Annotated in this window: 21 protein-coding genes; 11 read left to right on the forward strand and 10 right to left on the reverse strand. The window is 69.3% G+C overall.

All coding sequences use genetic code 11. The features are described 5' to 3' along the window. The first annotated feature begins 20 nt into the window (after positions 1-20). Positions 21-2000 carry an acetyl/propionyl/methylcrotonyl-CoA carboxylase subunit alpha gene (locus FJQ56_RS10535; RefSeq protein WP_246084073.1) on the forward strand — a complete coding sequence of 660 codons (1980 nt, stop codon included), beginning with the start codon at positions 21-23 and terminating at the stop codon, positions 1998-2000. Next, positions 1997-2926: a hydroxymethylglutaryl-CoA lyase gene (locus FJQ56_RS10540; RefSeq protein ID WP_246084074.1), complete on the forward strand. Its 930-nt coding sequence runs from the start codon at positions 1997-1999 to the stop codon at positions 2924-2926. The genes FJQ56_RS10535 and FJQ56_RS10540 overlap by 4 nt, the downstream gene beginning before the upstream one ends. 19 nt (positions 2927-2945) lie before the next feature. On the opposite strand, the gene FJQ56_RS10545 is transcribed toward FJQ56_RS10540, so the two are convergent. Beyond that, positions 2946-3635 carry an EcsC family protein gene (locus tag FJQ56_RS10545; RefSeq protein ID WP_140009351.1) on the reverse strand — a complete coding sequence of 230 codons (690 nt, stop codon included), beginning with the start codon at positions 3633-3635 and terminating at the stop codon, positions 2946-2948. A gap of 9 nt (positions 3636-3644) precedes the next feature. Continuing rightward, entirely contained in the window at positions 3645-4178 is a 534-nt protein-coding gene (locus tag FJQ56_RS10550) for a hypothetical protein (RefSeq protein WP_140009352.1), read from the reverse strand. A 189-nt stretch (positions 4179-4367) separates the two neighbouring features. Here FJQ56_RS10550 and aat point away from each other — a divergent pair, with 189 nt between their 5' ends. After that, on the forward strand, positions 4368-5084 hold the full coding sequence (gene aat / locus FJQ56_RS10555) for a leucyl/phenylalanyl-tRNA--protein transferase (protein WP_140009353.1): 717 nt from the start codon (positions 4368-4370) through the stop codon (positions 5082-5084). A 1-nt stretch (position 5085) separates the two neighbouring features. Here aat and FJQ56_RS10560 read toward each other — a convergent pair whose 3' ends face one another. Then, on the reverse strand, positions 5086-5418 hold the full coding sequence (locus tag FJQ56_RS10560; protein WP_140009354.1) for a rhodanese-like domain-containing protein: 333 nt from the start codon (positions 5416-5418) through the stop codon (positions 5086-5088). A 13-nt stretch (positions 5419-5431) separates the two neighbouring features. Continuing rightward, a complete protein-coding gene (locus tag FJQ56_RS10565) occupies positions 5432-5869 on the reverse strand; it encodes a MerR family transcriptional regulator (RefSeq protein WP_211350833.1) in 438 nt (145 codons plus the stop codon). Between the two features lie 72 nt (positions 5870-5941). On the opposite strand from FJQ56_RS10565, the gene FJQ56_RS10570 reads away from it, so the two are divergent. Then, positions 5942-7468 carry a SulP family inorganic anion transporter gene (locus FJQ56_RS10570; RefSeq protein ID WP_140009355.1) on the forward strand — a complete coding sequence of 509 codons (1527 nt, stop codon included), beginning with the start codon at positions 5942-5944 and terminating at the stop codon, positions 7466-7468. A 4-nt stretch (positions 7469-7472) separates the two neighbouring features. Here the strand turns inward: FJQ56_RS10570 and FJQ56_RS10575 are convergent, their stop codons facing one another. Next, positions 7473-8339 carry an Fpg/Nei family DNA glycosylase gene (locus tag FJQ56_RS10575; protein ID WP_140009356.1) on the reverse strand — a complete coding sequence of 289 codons (867 nt, stop codon included), beginning with the start codon at positions 8337-8339 and terminating at the stop codon, positions 7473-7475. Between the two features lie 58 nt (positions 8340-8397). On the opposite strand from FJQ56_RS10575, the gene FJQ56_RS10580 reads away from it, so the two are divergent. Then, complete coding sequence (locus FJQ56_RS10580; RefSeq protein WP_140009357.1) at positions 8398-8619, forward strand: hypothetical protein; 222 nt, start codon at positions 8398-8400, stop codon at positions 8617-8619. A 101-nt stretch (positions 8620-8720) separates the two neighbouring features. Here FJQ56_RS10580 and FJQ56_RS10585 read toward each other — a convergent pair whose 3' ends face one another. Then, complete coding sequence (locus tag FJQ56_RS10585) at positions 8721-9755, reverse strand: hypothetical protein (RefSeq protein ID WP_140009358.1); 1035 nt, start codon at positions 9753-9755, stop codon at positions 8721-8723. After that, positions 9752-10201, reverse strand: coding sequence for a hypothetical protein (locus FJQ56_RS10590; protein ID WP_140009359.1), 450 nt, complete (start codon positions 10199-10201; stop codon positions 9752-9754). Before FJQ56_RS10590 ends, FJQ56_RS10585 begins: the two co-directional genes overlap by 4 nt. A gap of 107 nt (positions 10202-10308) precedes the next feature. On the opposite strand from FJQ56_RS10590, the gene FJQ56_RS10595 reads away from it, so the two are divergent. The 6 genes from FJQ56_RS10595 to FJQ56_RS10620 all read left to right on the forward strand — a co-directional run bounded on the left by FJQ56_RS10595 (position 10309) and on the right by FJQ56_RS10620 (position 16331). Continuing rightward, positions 10309-10785 carry a hypothetical protein gene (locus FJQ56_RS10595; protein WP_140009360.1) on the forward strand — a complete coding sequence of 159 codons (477 nt, stop codon included), beginning with the start codon at positions 10309-10311 and terminating at the stop codon, positions 10783-10785. A 28-nt stretch (positions 10786-10813) separates the two neighbouring features. Further along, the gene (locus FJQ56_RS10600) at positions 10814-11593 is read left to right on the forward strand and encodes a glycerophosphodiester phosphodiesterase family protein (RefSeq protein WP_140009361.1); all 780 of its coding nucleotides are present in this window, start codon (positions 10814-10816) and stop codon (positions 11591-11593) included. Between the two features lie 197 nt (positions 11594-11790). Beyond that, positions 11791-12726 carry a DUF5926 family protein gene (locus FJQ56_RS10605; RefSeq protein WP_140009362.1) on the forward strand — a complete coding sequence of 312 codons (936 nt, stop codon included), beginning with the start codon at positions 11791-11793 and terminating at the stop codon, positions 12724-12726. 64 nt (positions 12727-12790) lie between these two features. Beyond that, positions 12791-14629, forward strand: coding sequence for a DUF6461 domain-containing protein (locus tag FJQ56_RS10610; protein WP_140009363.1), 1839 nt, complete (start codon positions 12791-12793; stop codon positions 14627-14629). 529 nt (positions 14630-15158) lie between these two features. Next, positions 15159-15359 carry a hypothetical protein gene (locus tag FJQ56_RS10615; RefSeq protein ID WP_140009364.1) on the forward strand — a complete coding sequence of 67 codons (201 nt, stop codon included), beginning with the start codon at positions 15159-15161 and terminating at the stop codon, positions 15357-15359. Positions 15360-15524: 165 nt separating this feature from the next. Further along, complete coding sequence (locus FJQ56_RS10620; protein ID WP_211350834.1) at positions 15525-16331, forward strand: hypothetical protein; 807 nt, start codon at positions 15525-15527, stop codon at positions 16329-16331. Positions 16332-16717: 386 nt separating this feature from the next. Here FJQ56_RS10620 and FJQ56_RS10625 read toward each other — a convergent pair whose 3' ends face one another. From FJQ56_RS10625 to FJQ56_RS10630, 3 genes are read right to left on the reverse strand one after another with little or no spacing between them, the layout of a single operon-like run. After that, positions 16718-18694 carry a DUF3732 domain-containing protein gene (locus FJQ56_RS10625; protein ID WP_140009366.1) on the reverse strand — a complete coding sequence of 659 codons (1977 nt, stop codon included), beginning with the start codon at positions 18692-18694 and terminating at the stop codon, positions 16718-16720. Then, entirely contained in the window at positions 18694-19200 is a 507-nt protein-coding gene (locus FJQ56_RS23065; protein WP_379142845.1) for a three component ABC system middle component, read from the reverse strand. The genes FJQ56_RS10625 and FJQ56_RS23065 overlap by 1 nt, the downstream gene beginning before the upstream one ends. Further along, positions 19197-20363: an ABC-three component system protein gene (locus tag FJQ56_RS10630; protein WP_140009367.1), complete on the reverse strand. Its 1167-nt coding sequence runs from the start codon at positions 20361-20363 to the stop codon at positions 19197-19199. The genes FJQ56_RS23065 and FJQ56_RS10630 overlap by 4 nt, the downstream gene beginning before the upstream one ends. Positions 20364-20366: the final 3 nt, after the last annotated feature.

Below are 20366 nucleotides of genomic sequence, written 5' to 3' on the forward strand. Positions count from 1 at the left end.
TGATCGAGCCTGTCTCTTCGGTGATCGAGCCTGTCGAGATCCACACCCTCCTCATCGCCAACCGCGGCGAGATCGCCCTGCGCGTGATGCGTACGGCGTCCCGCCTCGGCATCAGGACCGTCGCGGTCTTCACCGACCTCGACGCGGCCGCGCCCCACGTGCGGGCGGCCGACGTCGCCGTCCGGGTGCCGTCGTACCTCGACGTCGAGGCGGTCGTCGCCGCCGCCGTCTCCTCGGGCGCCGACGCCGTCCACCCGGGCTACGGGTTCCTCTCCGAGCGCGCCGCCTTCGCCGCTGCGCTGGAGGCCGCGGGTGTCACGCTCGTCGGTCCGAGTGCGGCCGTGATGGACCAGATGGGCCGCAAGGACGCCGCCCGCGAGATCGCCGTGGCCGCGGGCGTGCCCGTCGTGCCTGCCTCCTCGTCGATCGAGCGTGTCGAGATCCCCTTCCCCGTGCTGGTCAAGGCCGCGGCCGGCGGCGGCGGCAAGGGCATGCGGATCGTCCGGTCGGCCGCCGAGATGGACGAGGCGGTCGCCGCGGCCCGACGCGAGGCGCTGTCGGCGTTCGGCGACGACACGATGCTGGTGGAGAAGTACGTCGAGCACGGCCGCCACATCGAGGTCCAGGTCATCGGCGACCACCACGGCACCGTGCTGCACCTCTTCGAGCGCGACTGCTCGACCCAGCGCCGCCACCAGAAGGTGCTCGAGGAGGCGCCGGCCCCCACGATCGACGAGGCCACCCGCGCCCGGATCACGCAGTCGGCGGTCGACCTCGCAGCCCACGTCGGCTACGTCAACGCCGGCACCGTCGAGTTCCTGCTCGACGCCGAGACCGGGGAGTTCTACTTCCTCGAGATGAACACCCGCCTGCAGGTGGAGCACCCGGTGACCGAGGCAGTGACGGGTCTGGACCTCGTCGAGCTGCAGCTGCGCGTCGCCGCCGGCGAGCCGCTCGGCCTGGCCCAGGACGACGTCACGCTGACCGGACACGCGATCGAGGCGCGGGTCTACGCCGAGGACTCCTTCGGCGGGTTCCTGCCCCAGGCGGGCACCGCCTCGATCGTGCGGTGGCCCTCGGGTCCCGGCGTCCGGGTCGACCATGCGCTCGAGCCCGACCAGGTCGTCAGCACGTCGTACGACCCGATGCTCGGCAAGGTGATCGCCCACGGCCCCGACCGCGAGAGCGCGCGGCGCGCCCTGGTCGCGGCCCTCGACGAGACGTCGATCCTCGGGCTGACGACCAACGCCGGGTTCCTGCGGGCGCTGGTCGCCTCCGACGAGTTCCGCGACACCACGATCGACACCGCGTGGCTCGACAGCGTCGATCTGCCGGCGGTCGTCCCCGCGCCCGACGACACCGTGCCGCGTGCCCTGGTCGCGTGGGTCTCGGCGATGCTGACGTCGCTCGACACCGGCCACGCCTTCGCGTCCGACGGGTTCCGGATCGGTGGGCCGCCGGCGCCGACCCTGGTGGAGCTCGACCGCGACGTCTGGGTCTCGACAAGCTCGACCACCGAGGGGAGCTCGACCACCGAGGGGAGCTCGACCACCGAGGGGAGCTCGACCACCGAGGGCACCGTGGACGGCGTGCCGTTCCGCCAGCTCCGTGCCGCCGACCACGTGCTCGAGGCCGTTGTCGACGGCGAGCCCGTGCGCGCGGTGGTCAACGTGCAGCGCGGACCGTCGGCCGTGCTCGAGGTCGCCTGGCACGGCCAGCGGTTCGTCTTCACCCCGCCCGACCGCCTGGCCGGCACGGCCGCGGTCGGCGACGGCACCCTCGTCGCGCCGATGCCCGGCACCGTCCTCGAGGTGCGGGTCGCCGACGGCGACCGGGTCGAGGAGGGCCAGGTGCTCGGCACCATGGAGGCCATGAAGATGGAGCTTTCGCTCAAGGCGCCGTTTGCCGGCACCGTCGTCGAGGTCGACGCCGTCGCCGGCGCGCAGGTGCCCCTCGGCGCTCCGCTGTTCGTGGTCGAGGCGCGGGAGGTGGCCGAGTGAGCTCCCTGCCCATGGTCGTGCCCGAACCCGGCCTGCCCGCCGCCGTGACGATCTACGAGGTCGGCGCCCGCGACGGCCTGCAGAACGAGAAGGCGCTCGTGCCCGTCGAGGTCAAGGAGGAGTTCGTCCGCCGACTCCTGGCCGCCGGCCTGCCGATCGTCGAGGCGACCAGCTTCGTCCACCCGAGGTGGGTGCCCCAGCTGGCCGACGCGGCCGAGCTGATGACCCGCCTCGGGCCCGACGGCGTGGACCTGCCCGTCCTGGTCCCCAACGAGCGCGGCCTCGACCGCGCCCTCGAGCTGGGGCTGCGCCACGTCGCGATCTTCGGCTCGGCGACCGAGACCTTCGCCCGCAAGAACCTCAACCGCTCCTTCGACGAGCAGTTCGCCATGTTCGAGCCCACCGTCGACCGGGCTCGCGCGGCCGGGCTCGACGTCCGCGCCTACGTGTCGATGTGCTTCGGCGACCCGTGGGAGGGCGCGGTACCGATCGAGCAGGTCGTCGCCGCGGGCACCCGCCTGCTCGACCTCGGCGCCTCCCAGCTCAGCCTCGGCGACACGATCGGTGTCGGCACGGCCGGTCACGTGACCGCGCTGGTCGCCGCCTTCGCGGCGGCGGGTGTCGGCGCGGACCGCCTGGCCCTGCACTTCCACGACACCTACGGCCAGGCGCTGTCCAACGTGCAGGCCGGCCTGCGCGCCGGCGTGACGACGTACGACGCCAGCGCGGGTGGCCTCGGCGGCTGCCCCTACGCCGAGAGCGCGACCGGCAACCTGGCCACCGAGGACCTCGTCTGGCTGCTCACCGGACTCGGCGTCGAGCACGGCGTCGACCTCGCCTCGCTCGTCGCGACGAGCACCTGGATGGCCGGTCACCTCGGCCGGGAGAGCCCGTCGGCCGTGGTGCGTGCCCTGGGTGGGGCGTGAGCCGGGTGGTGCGCGGGCGCTACTGCTTGCGCAGCAGGAACTCCGACTCGGCGTAGTGGCCCACTCGGTAGGTCGCCCACCCGTCCGCGCCCATCCCGACGACCCCGCCCAGCCCGGGCACCCGGCGGCCGACCGTGGTCGCCAGCCGGCGTCCGGTCACCCGGGCGACCAGGTCGCGGGCCACCTCGGCCGACACGACCGCGTCGATGCTGGCGTCGTGCACGGGCGCGGTCGCCAGCGCCATCGGCGGCGCGGGCAGGGTCTGGGCGCGCACCAGACGGTTGACGGTGTCCTCGCCGAGGACCGTCACCAGGATCGCGTTGTGGACCCGCGGGTCGTCGAGGTCGTGGCCCCGTAGGTGGGCCACGGCCGCGACCATCCGGCACTGGATCAGCGCGATGCCGGTCAGGTTGGCCGGCACGGTCACCGCCATCGTGACCAGGCCGCCGAGGTTGGTGGCGAACCCGGACACCCCGGCGTAGCGGATGTGCTGGTCGACGACGTCCTTGACCGCCTTGTCGACGTGGCCGTCGTGGGCCTTCAGCGACTTCGCGGCTGCGTCCCGCGCGGCCGCCAGCGGTCCGACGCCGTCGATGGCACGGTGCAGCGCCTCGCGCACGAACGACGACGTGACTCCCGGCGCCAGGTCGGTGATCCGCGGCGCGAGCTGGCGGCCCAGCTGTCGGCCGACGTTGCGGGTCACTCCCATGCCCCGATCCTAGGTGGCGCTCGGTGCCCAGCCCCGGATCCACCACGGTCGACCGGGCCCGGTCGCGTAGCGTCGGTCGCGGAAGGTGTCGAACCAGCCTCCGGGCTCGGCCAGGGTCAGCCGCGAGTCGCCGTCGTCCACCGTCACCGCGAGCAGGTCGGCGCCGGCAGTGACGAACCCGGCCGTCGTGGCCACGACGGGCAGCCGACCACCGCGCCGCTCGATCCGGACCCGGACCGCGACGCGCGTGTAGGCCGAGAAGTCCCAGCCGGTCGAGAGCGTCTCGCTGATCTCGTGCAGTGGCGCCATGGCGTGGACGTCGCGACGGAGCACGAGCAGGTCCGGGGCAACCTGGTCCACCTCGTCCTCCTCGACGAAGGTCCGGCGCGCCAGCGCGTGGACCCGCACGGGGTCGTGGAGGAGCGCCTGTCCCGCTCGGACGGGCTCGCCGGCCAGGCCACCGGCCAGGACCCGGCGCGCGTGCCGCCGGGTCAGCCCGCTCCACCGACCGAGCGCGGCCTCGGCCTCCCGCGACGTCATCACGGACCTCACGCTAGGAGCGAGGGGGGTCGTCGCGCTCGCCCCAACCGGCGGCCTGTGGACAAGGATGTGGGCGTGGTGGCCCGCCGAGGGGATGCCCATGTCGAGCACTGAGGAGAGGGGTCCAGCTGGACCCCTCTCCCCAGTGGTCGCAAGGCCCGGGCCGGGGCCCGCGACGGTACGGTCGGCCGCATGCCCGTCGAGCCTCCGCCATCGCGCTGGCGGCTCGACCGGGCCCTCCACGACGAGGCCGGCGAGCCGCGCGCCGACCCCGAGGACGACCTGGTGGCCATGGGCGCTGACCTGGAGCCCGGCACGGTGCTGGCGGCGTACCGCAGCGGGTTGTTCCCCATGCCGGTCGGCGGGTGGCGCGACCCCATGGGCTGGTGGTCGCCCGTACGCCGGGGGGTGCTGCCGCTCGACGGGCTGGTGGTGTCGCGGTCGCTGCGCCGGGCCTGCCGCGACTACGAGGTGCGCGTCGACACCGCGTTCGACGAGGTGCTGGCGGCCTGTGCCGACCCGCGGCGTCCGCACGGCTGGATCGACAAGCGGATCATCCGGACCTACACGGCGCTGCACGAGCTGGGGTGGGCGCACTCGGTGGAGGTATGGCGCGACGGACGGCTGGAGGGCGGGCTCTACGGCCTGGCGATCGGCGGGCTGTTCGCGGGGGAGTCGATGTTCCACCGCGCCCGCGACGCCTCCAAGGTCGCGCTGGTCGGCCTCGTCGACGTGCTGCGCGACGAGCACGCCGACGCCCGGTTGATCGACGTGCAGTGGGCGACGCCGCACCTGGAGTCGCTCGGGGTCCGCGAGATCGGCCGCGAGGACTACCTGGCCCGGCTTCCCGCGCTGCTCGACGTACCCCTGCCGGCCGCGTGGCGGCCCGGTGCGGCGGGGGAGCGCTGACTCAGACGACCTGCGGCGGCGCGTCGCCCTCGGCGACCATCGGGCGCCGGGCGGCCTCCCACTCGAGCATCCCGCCGTCGAGGTTGACCACGTCGTAGCCCTGCTGGGCCAGCCAGGCGGTCGCCTGGCCCGAGCGGCCGCCGACCTTGCAGACCACGAGTGTCTGCCCGGCGGGCACCTCGTCGAGCCGCTGCGGCAGCTCGCCCAGCGGTACGTGCACAGCACCCTCGATGTGCCCGGCGTCCCACTCGAAGCCCTCGCGGACGTCGAGGACGGTGAGGTCCGCGGGGAGCGGGTCGGGCACGCCGGACAGGGCGACGGTGGGGACGTTCATGGGGTCGTGCCTATCACGGTGCCGGTGGCGGGTCGACGATCCGGCCGCCGAGCAGGTCGAGGAACTCGTCGGCCATCTCGACCTGGCGCACCAGCGTGAGGCGCCGTCGTACGGCGTCCTCGCGGACCTCGTCGAGGCGGGCACGGGCCTCCCGGGCGACCGCGGGGGTGACGTCGGCAGCGCCGAGGGTCTCCACGTCGGCCATGACCGCCTTCATCTCGTCGATGCTGAACCCCAGCGGCTTCATCCGCCGGATGACCAGGATCCGCTCGACGTCGTCCTCGGTGTAGAGGCGGAACCCGCCCTCGCTGCGCCCCGACGGGTGCAGGAGGCCGACCTCCTCCCAGTGCCGCAGGCTGCGCAGGGAGAGCTCGGTGCGCGCCGCGACCTCGCCGATGTGCATGACGGCCTCGTCGCCCACGGTGACTCGCCTCTCGTCGTCCTGGATCACAACTCTAACCTCACGTAAGGGTAGGGTTCCGGTGGCGCCGACCCACGGCGCCACCCACCCGAACGGAGCCCAGTGTCCACCACGCCGATCCCCGCCCCGGGGGCCAAGCCCCCGGTCGCCCCCGAGGCGTCGGTCCGCGCAGCGCTCCGCTCCCCCCGGCTGCTGCGCACCGAGGTCCTCGCCGGGCTCGTCGTCGCGCTCGCACTGATCCCCGAGGCGATCTCGTTCTCGATCATCGCCGGGGTCGACCCGCGCATCGGGCTGTTCGCCGCGTTCACGATGGCGGTGTCCATCTCGTTCCTCGGCGGGCGGCCGGCGATGATCTCGGCCGCGACCGGCGCCGTCGCCCTGGTCATCGCGCCGGTGATGCGCGACCACGGCTACGACTACCTCGTCGCCACGGTGCTGCTCGGCGGCGTGATCCAGGTCGGCCTCGGCCTGGGCGGGTTCGGCCGGCTGATGCGGTTCATCCCCCGCTCGGTGATGGTCGGGTTCGTCAACGCCCTGGCCATCCTGATCTTCCTGGCGCAGCTGCCCTACCTGGTCGACGTGCCGTGGCTGGTCTACCCGATGGTCGCCGTCGGCATCGCCGTCATGGTCGGCCTGCCGCGGGTCACCCGGGCCGTCCCGGCCCCGCTGGTCGCCATCGTCGCCCTGACCGGGTTCACCGTCCTGGCCGCGCTCAACGTGCCCGACGTGGGTGACGAGGGGGAGCTGCCCGACAGCCTGCCGTCGCTGTTCGTGCCCGACGTGCCCTTCGACCTCCACACGCTCGGGATCATCGCGCCGTACGCCGTCGCGATGGCCCTGGTCGGCCTGCTGGAGTCGCTGCTCACCGCCAAGCTGGTCGACGACATCACCGACACCCCCTCCGACAAGACCCGCGAGTCCTGGGGCCAGGGGGTCTCCAACGTCATCACCGGCCTCTTCGGCGGCATGGGCGGCTGCGCGATGATCGGCCAGACGATGATCAACGTGAAGGTGTCCGGTGCGCGCACCCGCATCTCGACGTTCCTCGCCGGGGTCTTCCTGTTGGTCCTCGTGGTCGGGTTCGGCGACGTCGTCGCCATCATCCCGATGGCTGCGCTGGTCGCGGTGATGATCATGGTCTCCGTCGGGACGTTCGACTGGCACTCGATCCAGCCCGCGACCCTGCGCCGGATGCCGAGGTCCGAGACCGTGGTCATGCTCGCCACCGTCGCGGTCACCGTCGCGTTCGAGAACCTCGCGATCGGCGTCGTCGTCGGGGTCCTGGTCGCGATGACCCTGTTCGCGCGCCGGGTCGCGCACCTCACCGAGACCCGCCGCGAGGTCGTCGAGCACCGCGACGGCGGGCCGACCGCCGTCTACCGGGTCACCGGCGAGCTGTTCTTCGCCTCCTCCAACGACCTCTACACCCAGTTCCAGTACGCCGACGACCCCGATCGCGTCGTCATCGACCTCACCGACTCCCACATCTGGGATGCCTCCACCGTCGCCTCGCTGGACGCCATCACCACCAAGTACGCCCGCAAGGGCAAGACCGTCGAGATCGTCGGCCTCAACGAGGCGAGCGCCGAGCGGCACGAGCGGCTCACCGGCCAGCTGCCGTCCTCCTGACGGGCTACTTGAGGAACTTGCTGGTCCGCCGGTCGGCCAGCGGCTTGCCGCCGGTCTGGCAGGTGGGGCAGTACTGCAGGGACGAGTCGGCGAACGACACCTCGCGCACCGTGTCGCCGCACACCGGGCAGGCCTTGCCGGTCTGGCCGTGGACGGACAGGTTGCTCTTCTTCTCGCTCTTGAGCTCGCTCGCGGCCAGGCCGCGCGAGCGCTCCACGGCGGCCCCGACGGTGTCGCGGATCGCGGCGTAGAGCACGTCGAGGTCGGCCTCGACGATGCCGTTGGCCGGCCGGTAGGGCGACATCTTGGCCGCGTGCAGGATCTCGTCGGAGTAGGCGTTGCCGATGCCGGCGATGGTGCCCTGGTGACGCAGCACGCCCTTGATCTGCTTGCGCCCCTCCCGCTCGAGGATCGCGGCGAGCACGGCCGGCGTGAACTCGTCCGCGAGCGGGTCGGGCCCGAGGCTGGCGATGCCGGGCACGTCGAGGGGGTCGCGGACGACGTACATCGCCAGGCTCTTCTTGGTGCCGGCCTCGGTGACGTCGAGCCCGGTGTCGTCGTCGAGGACGATGCGCACGGCGAGCCCGCTCTTGCTGTTGGGGCGCGGCGGCAGCGCCGGCACCTCGTCCTTCCAGCGGATCCAGCCCGCGCGGGCCAGGTGGAAGATCACGTGCAGTCCCGAGGCCTCGATGTCGAGGAACTTGCCGTGCCGGGTCACGTCGTCGACCAGCGTGCCGACCAGCGCCGAGACCGGCGGGTCGTAGGTCTTCAGCGCGCTGAACGCCGCCAGGTGCACCGCCGCGAACGCCCGACCCTCGAGCCGGCCCTTGAGATCGAGGGCCAGCGCTTCGACCTCGGGCAGCTCCGGCATGGGGCGAGTTTAGGTCGCACCGCAGACAACCCGGGCCGTCTCGGAGCATGATGTGGAGATGACGGCCGCCTCGATCTTCCTCGACCCCCGGGGCGACGACCGCGCGCTGCGCGTCTCGTGGCACGAGGACCGGGGCGTCGTGGTCCTCTCGCTGTGGCGCGACGCGGTGTGCGCGGCGACCTTCCGCCTGGGCGTCGACGAGGTCCCCGACCTCATCGCCCTGCTCCGCGACGGCCTCGACGTCGCCTTCCAGCACGCCCGCGTCGCCAAGACCGCCTGACCCCACGTCGGTCGAGGAAGGCGCGCCAGCACCTGACCCCACGTCGGTCGAGGAAGGCGCGCTAGCGCCTGTCTCGAGACCACCGCAGCATCAGCACGACCTCACCGCAGGACCCCCGGCCCCCCGTCGTCGTCGAGCCACCCCTCACCGTCGTCGTAGAGGTCGCGCTCGCCCTCGACCCGCTCCTCGTCCGTACGCCGTCCGCCGCGACCACCCGCCCCGCCGACGCCGACGCCACCACGACCCCCCGCACCACCACGTCCGCCGCGACCACCACCCCCGCGACCGCCGACGCCACCGGCCCCGCCGCCACCGAGCACCCCGCCCGACGCGGACGTGCCACCCGCGCCGATGGGTCGGACGCCGCTCGTGCCCGTCGTACCCCGGGCGGCGGCGCGCGCACCGGCCACCGCCCCGACCCCGCCGAGTACGGCGCCTCCGAGGGCACCGGGGTTGATCGAGGACGGCGGCGCCCCGAGCCCCGACGGCGGGACGCCCGGCGTCATGGCCCCGGGCGAGGCCGGACCGCCGAGCGGGCCCTGCGGCGTCATCTCCTGGTCGTCGAGGTCCGCGTCGGGGTCGATCGACGGGTCGAGTGGCGGGTCGGGGCGGTCGGTGACCGGCGTCCACCACGTGGGCGGGGGTACGTCGATCGGCCCCGGGCCGACGACCTGGATCGGCGTACGCCGGGGGTCCTCGCCGACGTCGATGCTCTTCATCACCGCGATGCCCTGGCGCAGCGCGGACTCCTGGCTGTCGGCCATCTGACGCGAGCCCTCCTCGCGCCACACGGCGTGGGTGCCGGCGGCGTCGTCGGGGTGGTCACGGTCGAGACGACGCTTCTCCTCCTGGTGGGCGCGCGTGGCGTCGGCGATGTAGCCGAGCGCCTCCCCACCACGGCGCAGGTCACGGGCCTTGACCCGCAGCACGTCGGAGGCGCGCGCCATGGCGACCGCCATCGAGGGCCCGGTCTGCCCGCCGATGTCGGCCTGGCGTGACCCGATGGCGTCGATGCGCTCGGCGGCCTCCTCGAGGACTTGTGCGCAGCGCTCCCACTCGTGGGCGTTGCGTTCGATCCGGCGCGGGTGGGCGCGCTCGACGGCGAGCATCGCCCGCATCACGTGGTGGCCGCTCACGACACGACCCCGGTGATCCGGGCCCGCACCGCGGCGAGCTGCTCCTCGGTCGTCGCCTCCACGCGGCGTACCTCCTCGCGGAACGTCGACAGCGCGACGTGGTGCTGGGCCAGCGCGTCGAGCGCCTGGTCGAGGGCCTGCTGCACGCGAACCTGGGCGCGCACGGTGTGCCGCGCCATCCGTTCGCCCTCGCGGGTGCCGCCGAAGACGTCGGGGTCGATCCACTGCGGCGCGCCGGTCGACACCTGGCGGCCGGCGTCGTCGAGCACGTCGAGCAGCTGGGCGACCACCGACTCCTGCAGCTGCAGGTCCTCGAGCTGGGCCCGCGCTGCGGCGTCGTCGACCACGGGGATGGCCGGGGCGACCGGCATGACGGGCGTGACGGGGGTGGCCGGTACGACGGGCGGCGGGGTCGTCCCGAGGGGCGGCTGCAGGGGCTGGCTCATGGCACTCCTCGTGATCCGGGACGGTCCCGGTCGGCGTACCCCGTGACGTGCGTCGCAAACGGACGCGGACGCCCCGGCGCTGGGTGCGGTCGGGCACGATGTGCGCCATGAGGTCAGTCGCCGCACGCTCGGCGCCGATGCTGCTCGTACCGGTGGTGGTGATGGCGCTGGCCGGCTGCAGCGGCGGGGACGACGACGACCGGGGCGGCGCCGCGACGCCGTCCGGTACGCCGTCGGCCACCGCCCCGACCGCGGCCACGACGAAACGCCCCCTGCCGGCGGCGCCCGAGCTGGTCGACGCGACCGGCGGCACCGACGACGTCGGCTGGGACCCCGCGTCCTGCCCGACCGCGGCCGGCCGACAGCGCACCTCGGGCACGCTCACCAACCCGACGAAGAGGGCCGCCGATTACGTCCTCACGGTCAGCTGGCTCGACGAGGCCTCCGAGACCCTGGCCCGCGGCGTCACGCTCGTGAAGCGGGCCCGGCCCGGTGTCGAGACGCGTTGGAAGGTACAGGCCACGGTGCCCGAGGGGGCGTCCACCTGCATCGCCAACGTGCTGCGCGGAACGTTGGCGACGTAGTCCGATGCAGCTACGGCAGACTGGCGACGTGACGCCGCAGGTCGTTGCCCACCGGGGAGCGAGCCACGAGAACGCCGAGCACACCCTCGGCGCCTACATCGCCGCCCTCGACGCCGGGGCCGATGCCCTCGAGTGCGACGTCCGGCTCACCGCCGACGGCCACCTCGTCTGCGTGCACGACCGCGACCTGCGTCGTACGGCGCAGCAGCCCGGCCTGGTCTCGACGATGGACCTCGCCGACCTCAACGAGCTCGACTTCGCCGCCTGGAAGAACCCCTGGGCCGAGCTCGACGACGAGGCCCCCGACCGCGACGAGTCCCTCGACCGCGTCCTCACCCTGCGCAAGCTGCTCGAGACCGTCGCCGACTACGACCGCCGCGTCGAGGTCGCGATCGAGACCAAGCACCCCACCCGCTTCGGCGGCCTGGTCGAACGCCGTCTGGTCGACATGCTCGGTGACTTCGGCTGGGACCAGCCCGGCTCGCCGGTGCGCGTGATGAGCTTCTCGTTCACCGCCCTGCAGCGCGTCGAGCGCGCCGCCCCCGGCATCCAGCTGGTCCAGCTCGTCGACCGCTACCAGTACTGGTCGATGCTGCGCCGCGTCATCGGCCCCGACTGGATCGTCGGCCCCGGCATCGAGCTGCTCCGCGAGCACAAGAAGTTCGCCAAGAAGATCACCGCCTCCGGCCGCGACATCCACGTCTGGACCATCAACACCGACCGCGACCTCCAGCTCTGCGTCGACGCCGGCGTCAAGGCCGTCATCACCGACCGCCCGGCCTACGTCCTCGAACGCCTCGGTAGGTAGCTCAGGCGTACGACGCCGGCGCGCCACCCCCGCGCACGCACACGCACGGTGGTTGAGGTGCGAGGAGCGCTAGCGACGAGCCTCGAAACCCCCGCAGCCGACGCACCCAACCCCACCCATCGGTGATCGAGCTTGTCGAGATCCCCCCAACCGACGCACCCCACTCCACCCACGACCCCGCCAGATAGGTTCACCTCATGGCAAAGAAGTCCCGCACCAAGGCCCGCGACACCGCCCCCGTCGCCGATGGCGAGGTCGGCCCGAAGCAGCCCTGCCCCTGTGGCTCCGGCAAGCGATACAAGGCCTGCCACGGCGCGCCCGGTGGCGGCGACGTCTACGTCGCCCGCCCCTTCGAGGGCCTGCCCGGCGAGTGCGACATCGTCGCGTTACGCGAGCTCGTCCCCGCGGCGACCGCCCCGCTGACCATCAAGGGCTACGAGGACCGCACCGTCCAGCTCTGCTCCCTGCTCCCTGCCGCCTCGCCCGCGATGAACCGCGACAGCGGCCAGGTCTGGCTCGGCCTCCAGGTGCAGCACGCGTTCGGCGACCCGTCGCGCGACCTCGCTGCCGTACTCCTCGCCGCCCTCGAGGCCGAGGAGCCCGACGTCATCGGCCTCACCACGCCCCCCGGCCCCGGCCCCCGCCTGCAGGACCTCATCACCAACAAGACCCTCGACGTCACCGTCCACGAGGGCTTCGACTACTGGCTGGCCGACATCGAGGAGCGCGACGACCTCGCAGAGGCGATGGAGGAGGCCAACGACGCCGCCACCCCCACCGCCCGCCTGACCTCGGTCGAGGCCGCCTACTGGACCGACGTCGGCACCAAGGAGCACCTGCGCTGGGTCATGCCCGAGCCCGAGGACGCCCTCCTCGACGCCCTCTCGCGCCTCCACGCCGCCGGCGACGACGTGCTCGTGCCGGACTCCCGCCTGGTTGGCATGTTCCGCGCCCACGGCCTCCTCGCCCCCGTCTGGGACCTCCCCCTAGGCACCGGCGCCGAGGCCCTCGAGGAGCCCGCCGCCGCCTTCAAGAAGGCCCTCGACAAGGCCCTCGCCGACGACACCCCGTTGACCTCCGAGGAGCGGGCGACCAAGTCGGGTCTTGCGAACCGTCAGGTCACCATTCGCTGATTGGTTGTACGGCGTTCGCCGGGTTGAGCGCCCGGGGTGTCGGGACGTCGAGCAGACTGTGACGGTGACGCTCGAGGATTACGCATGGGTCAACGACTCGCACCTGGAACAGGCGGCGTGCTTCTCCATCGTGCCGGCCGCAGACCGCGACGCGGCGCTGGCAGCCTTCGGTGCCCGAGCGGTCCTCGACCCCGAGACCGAGGACATCCAGGAGGCCGCCTTCGATCGCGAGGTCATCCAGGTCGTCGAGGTCGGCGACGCTCTCGTGGTGATCGAGGACAACGGCTTCCAGGGCACCCGGCCCGAAGTCCTAGGCCCGCTGTCACTGGCCAGCGCGAGCGGCGTAGCCGCGGCGTTCTTCTGGAACGTCAATGCGCTGACCGACTTCACTGCCGCCCGCAACGGCGTTCAGGAGTTCGCGATCGAGCTCCTCGGCCCCATCGAGGCCGATGACGAAGATCTCCTGCAGATCCCGGCCACCCTGCATCCGCTGATCAGCGAGGGAACCGCGGACGACGGCGACAACCTTGCCGCCGGCCTGGCCCTCATCGCAGCCCACACCGGTGTCTCGTTCGGGCCGGAGGTCCTTGACGCCGGCACCTGGTACGCGCTCGAACCAACACCGTCCGCTCCGCGCACCTACACCCAGAGCTCTTCCTACGACCCCTTGGGCGGCGTCCTCCCGGGCGCCTCTCCGACGATCTACACGCTGTCGCCGGATGAGCAGCGCGCCGTGGCGGAGTGGGCCAGCCGCGCGGCGGTGCGCGAGAGCGGTCTGAGCGACGACCCGATCGTCACGCAGGTGCTCGCCGGTCTCGGCACCGGATCCCCAGCACCGGTCGTGGACGGACTCGACGAGCTCGCCCGCACGACGACTGCGGCCCACGACCACTTCACCAGCCTGGAGCACCGCCTCGAATCGGGCGGGCACGAGATGCCGTCGCACCCGTTCCACGAAGCACGAGTCTCCACCTGGCACGGCGATGTCCGCGCGATCTCTCACCTCGAAGGCTCCTACCTCGGGCAACGCAGGTGGGCAGTCGAGGCGCTTCGCGACGTCTCGCATCACGACGCATACTCCGCCGCGCTCTCGTGCCTCTCCAACGCGAGCGTGGTCTTCGAGCTCGGGCGCACCACCCGTGACTGGACCTTCCGCGAGGACACCACCGGCCGTTGGCGCGAGGACACCAAGCCGAACCCACGACACCAGGCCTTCCTCCAAGTTGTCGCGGACCTCGTTGCCGACCTGTCGTCGTCCCAGGGTCGCGCCGATCCCGCCGTGTGGGCCCGAGCCGACGCAGCCCTGCCGGAACCGCTCACTGAATCAGAACGACGAGCGGCGATCCACGCAGACGCCGAGGCCGACGCGCAGGGCGAGTTCTCGACCTATCAGATCGCATCCTCGGAGGATGACGACATGATCGAGACGACCTGGTCCCACGGCATGGGTGTCTCCGGACCCGTTGTCCCGGGCGGTGTCGATGGTGTCGACGCTCTTGACGAAGACGAGGTCCGGAACCTCCTCAAGGACATGCTCCGCCACGAGGGAGCCACGGCGTCGGTCTTGCTCGAGGTCGACGACGCCGACCAGTTGTTCTTCTCCGACTTCGGCGACGAGCACGGCCCCCTGGCCCAGCTCGACACCGAGCTGCGACGTCTTGACGCGCTCCTGCTCGCTCTCACCCGACCGGTCGACGTCCTTACGGCCATAGCCGAGGCCGATCACATCCCCCAGGCGATCGACCGACTGTGCATCAGCCTGTCCATCGACGAGAGCCAAGCGCGCGCCATCCTCGGCATGCGCTTCCAGCGCGCGACGCGCGAGGACGTCGGGCGACTGCGCGCCGAGAGGGATGCGGTCGCCGCCATGATCGACCAGATGCGGCCACCGCCGGCGCAATGAGCGGCCTGCGTGGGAGCACCGCTCTCGTGTGAACACCGCAGAATGTTTCGCCGGGCGCTGATGGTGCCGCAGGGGCGAGCTACTCAATCTGGACAGGTGGGGAGGACGCACACTCAGCGGTCCGAGACACAGTGCAGCGGGGCAGACGCACCGCCGCGACCGGGAGAATTGCCACCCGGCGCGGTGCAACCTACTGAGCGAAGGTCCGAACCGCCGGCTGTTGCGATGAAGACGGCGCCAGCGGGGGTGGAGATGGGCCGTGTCGCCCGGCTCTGCCCCTGCTCCCCGCAGGCTCGCCTCTCGGAACCGGCGCCGGGGCCCCATGCCCCTATGCGCCCAGAAAGGGCTAGTGGCACAACCACGCGTCGACTGCCGTCAGCGCGTCACTTGAGAGCCTCCGAAGCCGGCACGCGACACAGGAACTAAAAGCAGACGCTACTGTCGCGCAGACCCTACGGACTCAACTGAAACTAGTGAGGCCTCGGTATCAGGAACACGCGATTGCGACCAAGGAGGGAGAGTCAACCAAGTGGCCAACCAGGACGAGGACTATGTGCTGCGCTGGCCACGCGGCCTCTTCAAGGAGGAAGTGGCAGAGCTGGTGGCACGACGGGGCAGCCTTGACGGCTGGGCAGAACGCTGTGCGTTTCTACTCGGGGACGCTTTTGCCAGCGTCGCACCCCGCGATGAGTTCCTGGCGGCGAACAGTGCCGTGGCCCACGACCCGTGAGTGCAGACGCCTGTGTCTCGCTACTCGGCCCCAGACCCTGGACTTGTATTCATGCGTTCATTGCTTGACCGAGCCGACTCCTTGAACGCGATTGGAATTCGCAAGCCGTTCTTCTCCCAGCGGCACGGGACTGCCGCGAGCGGGACCCTAACCTTAAGAACCGCCGTGCAGGAGTTCGGCCGAGTAGTGGGCGACCTAGAGAACCGTGGCTACTTCGAACAACGGTTTGAGAAAGATTGTCCTGATGCTCCGAGCACTGTTCAACCCGCCGATGTCATCGCGTCTGAACTCGGCGTGGAGGACCTATGGCCCCTCCCGCTTCGCAGGTTGGAATCGAATCAGGAACTGTTCTTCGACGTAATCGAGGCCCTGCACGACCTCACGTCTGCACCCCAGTCAGGCTACGTCCATAACTATGGCGGTTGTGGACTTCACTACGGCAGTTTCTCCGCTGCCATAGGGCGGCGGGTGTACCGATCATCCGTGAACCACATCCTGGATCGCGCCGCCTTTGGACTGCGCTTGTCGGAAAACGGCGAGGACCGAGGCCGCCTCGTCGCTGTGACTGACAGTGCGCGTACCGATCTCGTCAGGGATATGGCACAACGCAGCGACGCCGAGACTGGTGACGACGTACGACACGCGATAGCACTATTCCGCGCTCGTGGTGCAAGCGTTCAGGACAAGCGGTCATCGTGCATCGCGCTCGCAGGGGTGCTTGAGAGCCGGCGAGATCTTCTACAGAGTGGGATGTTGAGGAAGGACGAGGGGGCGCTCTTTAACCTGGCCAACTCGTTCGGTATCCGTCACCAGAACGCGCAGCAGAGCGGCGACTACGACCCCATCTTCCTCGACTGGGTCTTCTGGTTCTTCTTGGCAGCCATCGAGCTCTCTGACCGCCTGCTTGACCGGCAGAACGCCAACCCGCCGAAACACCCGCTGGTGGGACATGATGCGCATCCACCAGGCTGACGGCGTTCCAGAAGCCTCAGGGAATTCGATCGACCCCCGCGACGTCTACCGGATGGTCACCCGATCGCGAAGGTCGCCGGCATCCCGCGGCATCAGCCCGCACTCCCTGCGGCACACCGCCATCACCGACGCCCTCGACGCCGGCGTGCTACTCCGAGACGCCCAGATCCTTTCCCCAACATGCCGACTCGCGCACGACTGAGCACTACCACCCCGCCCGCGGCAACCTCGACGGGCACGCAGTCCACCTTCTCACGGAGTACGTCGGACCATCCCCGCCCACTATGCAGCGCCTCCAATCGAAAGGAACCAGTTTGGCTCGATTTCAGGCGCCCGGTGTCGAGGCGAGTTCGACCGTTGGGATCTGACTGCGAGCGCCAACGGCTCTAGCCTTCGACCTCCGGCTGTTCGTCGAGCCACCCGGCAGGTATCAGTGCTGCGGACCCGCGCCACTTTTCGAGTACTGCGTCCTGGAACCAGGGCTCCGAAAGAAAGTCGGCATGGTCAAGAACGAGAACCTGCAGATTGCCGGATGCTGCGGTCACAGCGTCGTTGATCAACATAAACAGACGCCGAGTTCGCTCCTTGTCGCCGACCTCGAGATCGTCAAAATCGACTGCGTCCCCTTCGGAAGCGGAATCCTCTTCGGGGAAGAACACCTGCGACGGCTGGTCGAAGACGATGAACGAGGGAACGGGGCGGGCGTGCTCGATAAAGTACGCCTGCATGGCGAGGTACGTGGCTAGGTGGTAGCCCACCCAGTTCATGCCCCCACCTATCTCCTTCTCGCTCATATACGCGGGACCAGACGGAAGATCGGCCACCACAGTCAACCGCTGAGGATCGATGCGCACCCCAGTTGTCGAGTGCTCCAACCCTAGGAACTGGGCGTACTCAGCCATCCGCCGAGAGACGAGATTCATTAGCGACTGTGTCCGAGAACGGACTGCGTCGCCGTCGATCCGCTCCTCGAGTTGCTCGATCTGTCGCCGCAGATCCGTGATCCGGGAGGTCAGCAGTTGGCGATCGACGTCTGTCGCCTCATCGTGGGTCTCTAAGAACTGGGAGATGCGTCCAACTACAAAACTGCGCATCTCAAGGGAACGTGCGCGCTCCGTCTCTTGCGCCCTCAGGCGGTCAATCTCTCGCAGCGCCGCTTGAGTAGCCTCGTAGCCGACACGATCCCTTTCAATCGAGGCCTGCAACTCCGAGATCGAGACAGCAATTTGCCTCTGGTCCCGGGCGGCCGACCTGAGACGGTGGTCAGCGTCGCCGGTAGCCATAGCGAGGTTCGAGCTCATCACTCCTTCCAAACCGGCGACGCCTTGCCCACAAAGAGGACAATGTCCTTCTGTCTTAGGCTCTGGAACGAGACGGGCCGAGGCTAGGCGCGAACGCTGCTCGGAAACCTCCACCTCGTAGCCAGCAGAGTCCTCGGCGAATCGATTCAGCCGTCGGAGTTGTGCAGATTGCTCGCGCATGGACTCCCGGAGCATCCTCGAATCGTCGATTAGGCGCTCGTACTCATCTTGGGGAACGGAGGCGGGCGTCTCCATACCGAAGCCGGCGGTAGCCGAGGTCAACGCTGATCGGAGAGAGTCAATGGCGGACTCTTCCGCGACCAGCTCGCCGACATCGATAATTCCAAAATCTCGCGCCTGGCCCATTAGGGTTCGAGCAACGGCGGTCTCTTGAAGTTGGAACGCATCGAGCTGACCAAGTTGCAGTTCGATCCGCCGCCGATCCCTGCGAAGACCCCGCAACCGATCACGAAGGGCCATTTCATCCCGCCCCTGAGCGCCGACGAAGTAGGGGAGGGTGTCGCGAATTGCTTGCGCCTGAAAATCGAGAGTCTGATGGTGGAAGAGGCTGTAGGGGTTCGCTATCTCGCCCTGCTCCAAGAAGCAGTAGTACAGCGAGTGGACGAATGTTGCGGCCAGCGGAGCGCGTGTGTGTCCGGGGTCGGGAACATTTTCGTTTGCTCCAATGCCAAGAAGCCCACCGAGATGATTTCGAACCTCTTCCGCTGTCGCGTTTGTCGTCAGATCGACGTACGCGGGGGCGTCAGTCGCACCGGGCAGCCACATCGCCTGATTCGTAGTCTGGCTGCCACCGACGCGCGGACGCCCAATGAAGAACGATTCTTCACCCACTGAGGCCACCAGGCCGTACCAGGAAACCGCCCCGCGGATGAGCGCCGGCGCGTGCGGCGAACCCGAACCAAGTAGGTATCGAAGAATACCGATGAGACTTGACTTCCCCTTCAGGGATGCGCCGGTAATTATATTCATGCGTCCGGGAAGCAGTGTGAGAACTCGCATCTCCCCAGAGTTGCTGTAGAGAATGATCTGATTGATCTGCATTAGGGGCTAACTCCAAGGTAACCAAAGGTGAGTTCGGGCGTTGCTTGTCGCGCCAGCCAACGGCCAACCTGCGCGGACTTGCTGAAGCACTCGAGCACTTCGCTCGTCAACCCACTGGGGCGTCGTCGCGCACTGCCGGGGTACAGGAGCCCACCGTCTGACACGATCAGACCAGTAGCGCAACCATAAAGCGTTCCTTGGGCAATGTAGGGCGAAAGCGCCTTTGCGTTCCGTGGGAACGTCTCGACTAGGGCTGGGTTCTCGTAGATCCAGGCGACGAGGGCGCGAGCCGTCGACTTAGGAAGTTCTCGGCGGCTCGGGCCGTGGAGAACGAGCGGAAGCACCAGAAACCCATAACTAAAATGCATCCCGGTTTCGGTTGTCTTGAACCACCCGTCGGACGCCTGACGAAGGAGAACGGCGATGAAGGCTGGGTTGAATAGGGACCACTCCGATGGCGGAGCTACTGGGATCGTCGACAGCGACTCGCCTGGACTATTGCTCATGCCACCCCCGCCTCAGGGTTGACGGCATCAGTCAGCACTCCCCTTAGTCGTGCGAACCACTCCGGATGCCAGCCGACCTCGAGGCGGTCGGCGAGAATGTGCAGGGAGCCGGTGGCGATGAACTCCTCGCTCACACCGTGGCGGATCCGCGGAAGTTGGCTGCTCTCTAGGGCGAGGTATCGGTCCCGGGCTGCCGCGCAGACCATGTCCTCGTCCGATTCCGCGGCCTTATGCGTAGACATCGTTGCGGGCAAGAAGTGCCGCTTCCACGCGGTCTTGAGCCGATCGTCGTATGCTTCCAGCTCGCCAACGCGAACGAGGGACTCCCGCTGCCAGTACGAGCGATTGAAAAACGCCCGATTGTGGTCTTGAACGCATAAGGCGACTCGCTCGTCGAGTAGCGCGATCAGCCGAAGCTGTATGACGAAGTTTCTGTCTTCGCCGCTGACGGGTAGCTCGCCAATGTCGACAGCGATTGGCAGGTCGTCATCCCTAAGTCGATTCCGGATCGCATCCATCTCGAGCTCCATATCAAGGAGATCGATGTACTTATGAGAGTCGTTCCAGAAACTCATAAGGTGTGTGCGTACTCGGTTCAGCCACCATCCGCTAAGCGCTGTTGCTCCGGCAGAACTGAAACGCGGCCCGAAGCATGGTCGCACTCGACGAACAAGTTCTTCATGTAGTTCATCAGCCTGTGGGGCGTCGAACACCACTTCAACGAGATCAAGGAACTCTACTCGTTGGGCTGGAGTGAGATTGAGCCATTCCTGGGATCTCTCTGCCATCAGCGCCGACCCAGAGTTCTCGCGGGCAGCATCAAGGCCATCCGCCGCTGCACCCGGGTCGCGGTCCTCCGCGCGCAAGTGCCGCAGCGCTGATTGATCTCCGCAACTGGCTGTTGTCAGAAAGAAGAACCGAGTCGACTCACTGGGGGAGCGAGTACGTAGCCAGATCGAAATTGTCTTCCAGAACTCGAGGTCTCCATCTTTGAGTTCGCGCGCACTGTCCACCGAATGTTTGGTCTGCCACCACTCAGCGTGTGCGAGCTCCTTCGACTTTGCCGAGAAGTCGTCCTCAAGTTCGACGGCGAATTGCATCGTGAGATCACCGTCAAGGAGAGCGTCGACTGCGCGAAGCAGGGCGTACTCAGCCTGCGCCATGTA

Origin of the sequence: Nocardioides plantarum, from assembly GCF_006346395.1 — a bacterium.
GTDB classification, from domain to species: Bacteria; Actinomycetota; Actinomycetes; order Propionibacteriales; family Nocardioidaceae; genus Nocardioides; species Nocardioides plantarum.

Coding starts and splice junctions, on each gene's coding strand:
- FJQ56_RS23065 (WP_379142845.1), bottom strand. CDS start 19,200: ATGAGCAATAGTCCAGGCGAGTCGCTGTCGACGATCCCAGTAGCTCCG.
- FJQ56_RS10590 (WP_140009359.1), bottom strand. CDS start 10,201: ATGAGCCAGCCCCTGCAGCCGCCCCTCGGGACGACCCCGCCGCCCGTC.
- FJQ56_RS10630 (WP_140009367.1), bottom strand. CDS start 20,363: ATGGCGCAGGCTGAGTACGCCCTGCTTCGCGCAGTCGACGCTCTCCTT.
- FJQ56_RS10560 (WP_140009354.1), bottom strand. CDS start 5,418: ATGAACGTCCCCACCGTCGCCCTGTCCGGCGTGCCCGACCCGCTCCCC.
- FJQ56_RS10625 (WP_140009366.1), bottom strand. CDS start 18,694: ATGCAGATCAATCAGATCATTCTCTACAGCAACTCTGGGGAGATGCGA.
- FJQ56_RS10605 (WP_140009362.1), top strand. CDS start 11,791: ATGGCAAAGAAGTCCCGCACCAAGGCCCGCGACACCGCCCCCGTCGCC.
- FJQ56_RS10595 (WP_140009360.1), top strand. CDS start 10,309: ATGAGGTCAGTCGCCGCACGCTCGGCGCCGATGCTGCTCGTACCGGTG.
- FJQ56_RS10545 (WP_140009351.1), bottom strand. CDS start 3,635: ATGGGAGTGACCCGCAACGTCGGCCGACAGCTGGGCCGCCAGCTCGCG.
- FJQ56_RS10575 (WP_140009356.1), bottom strand. CDS start 8,339: ATGCCGGAGCTGCCCGAGGTCGAAGCGCTGGCCCTCGATCTCAAGGGC.
- aat (WP_140009353.1), top strand. CDS start 4,368: ATGCCCGTCGAGCCTCCGCCATCGCGCTGGCGGCTCGACCGGGCCCTC.
- FJQ56_RS10580 (WP_140009357.1), top strand. CDS start 8,398: ATGACGGCCGCCTCGATCTTCCTCGACCCCCGGGGCGACGACCGCGCG.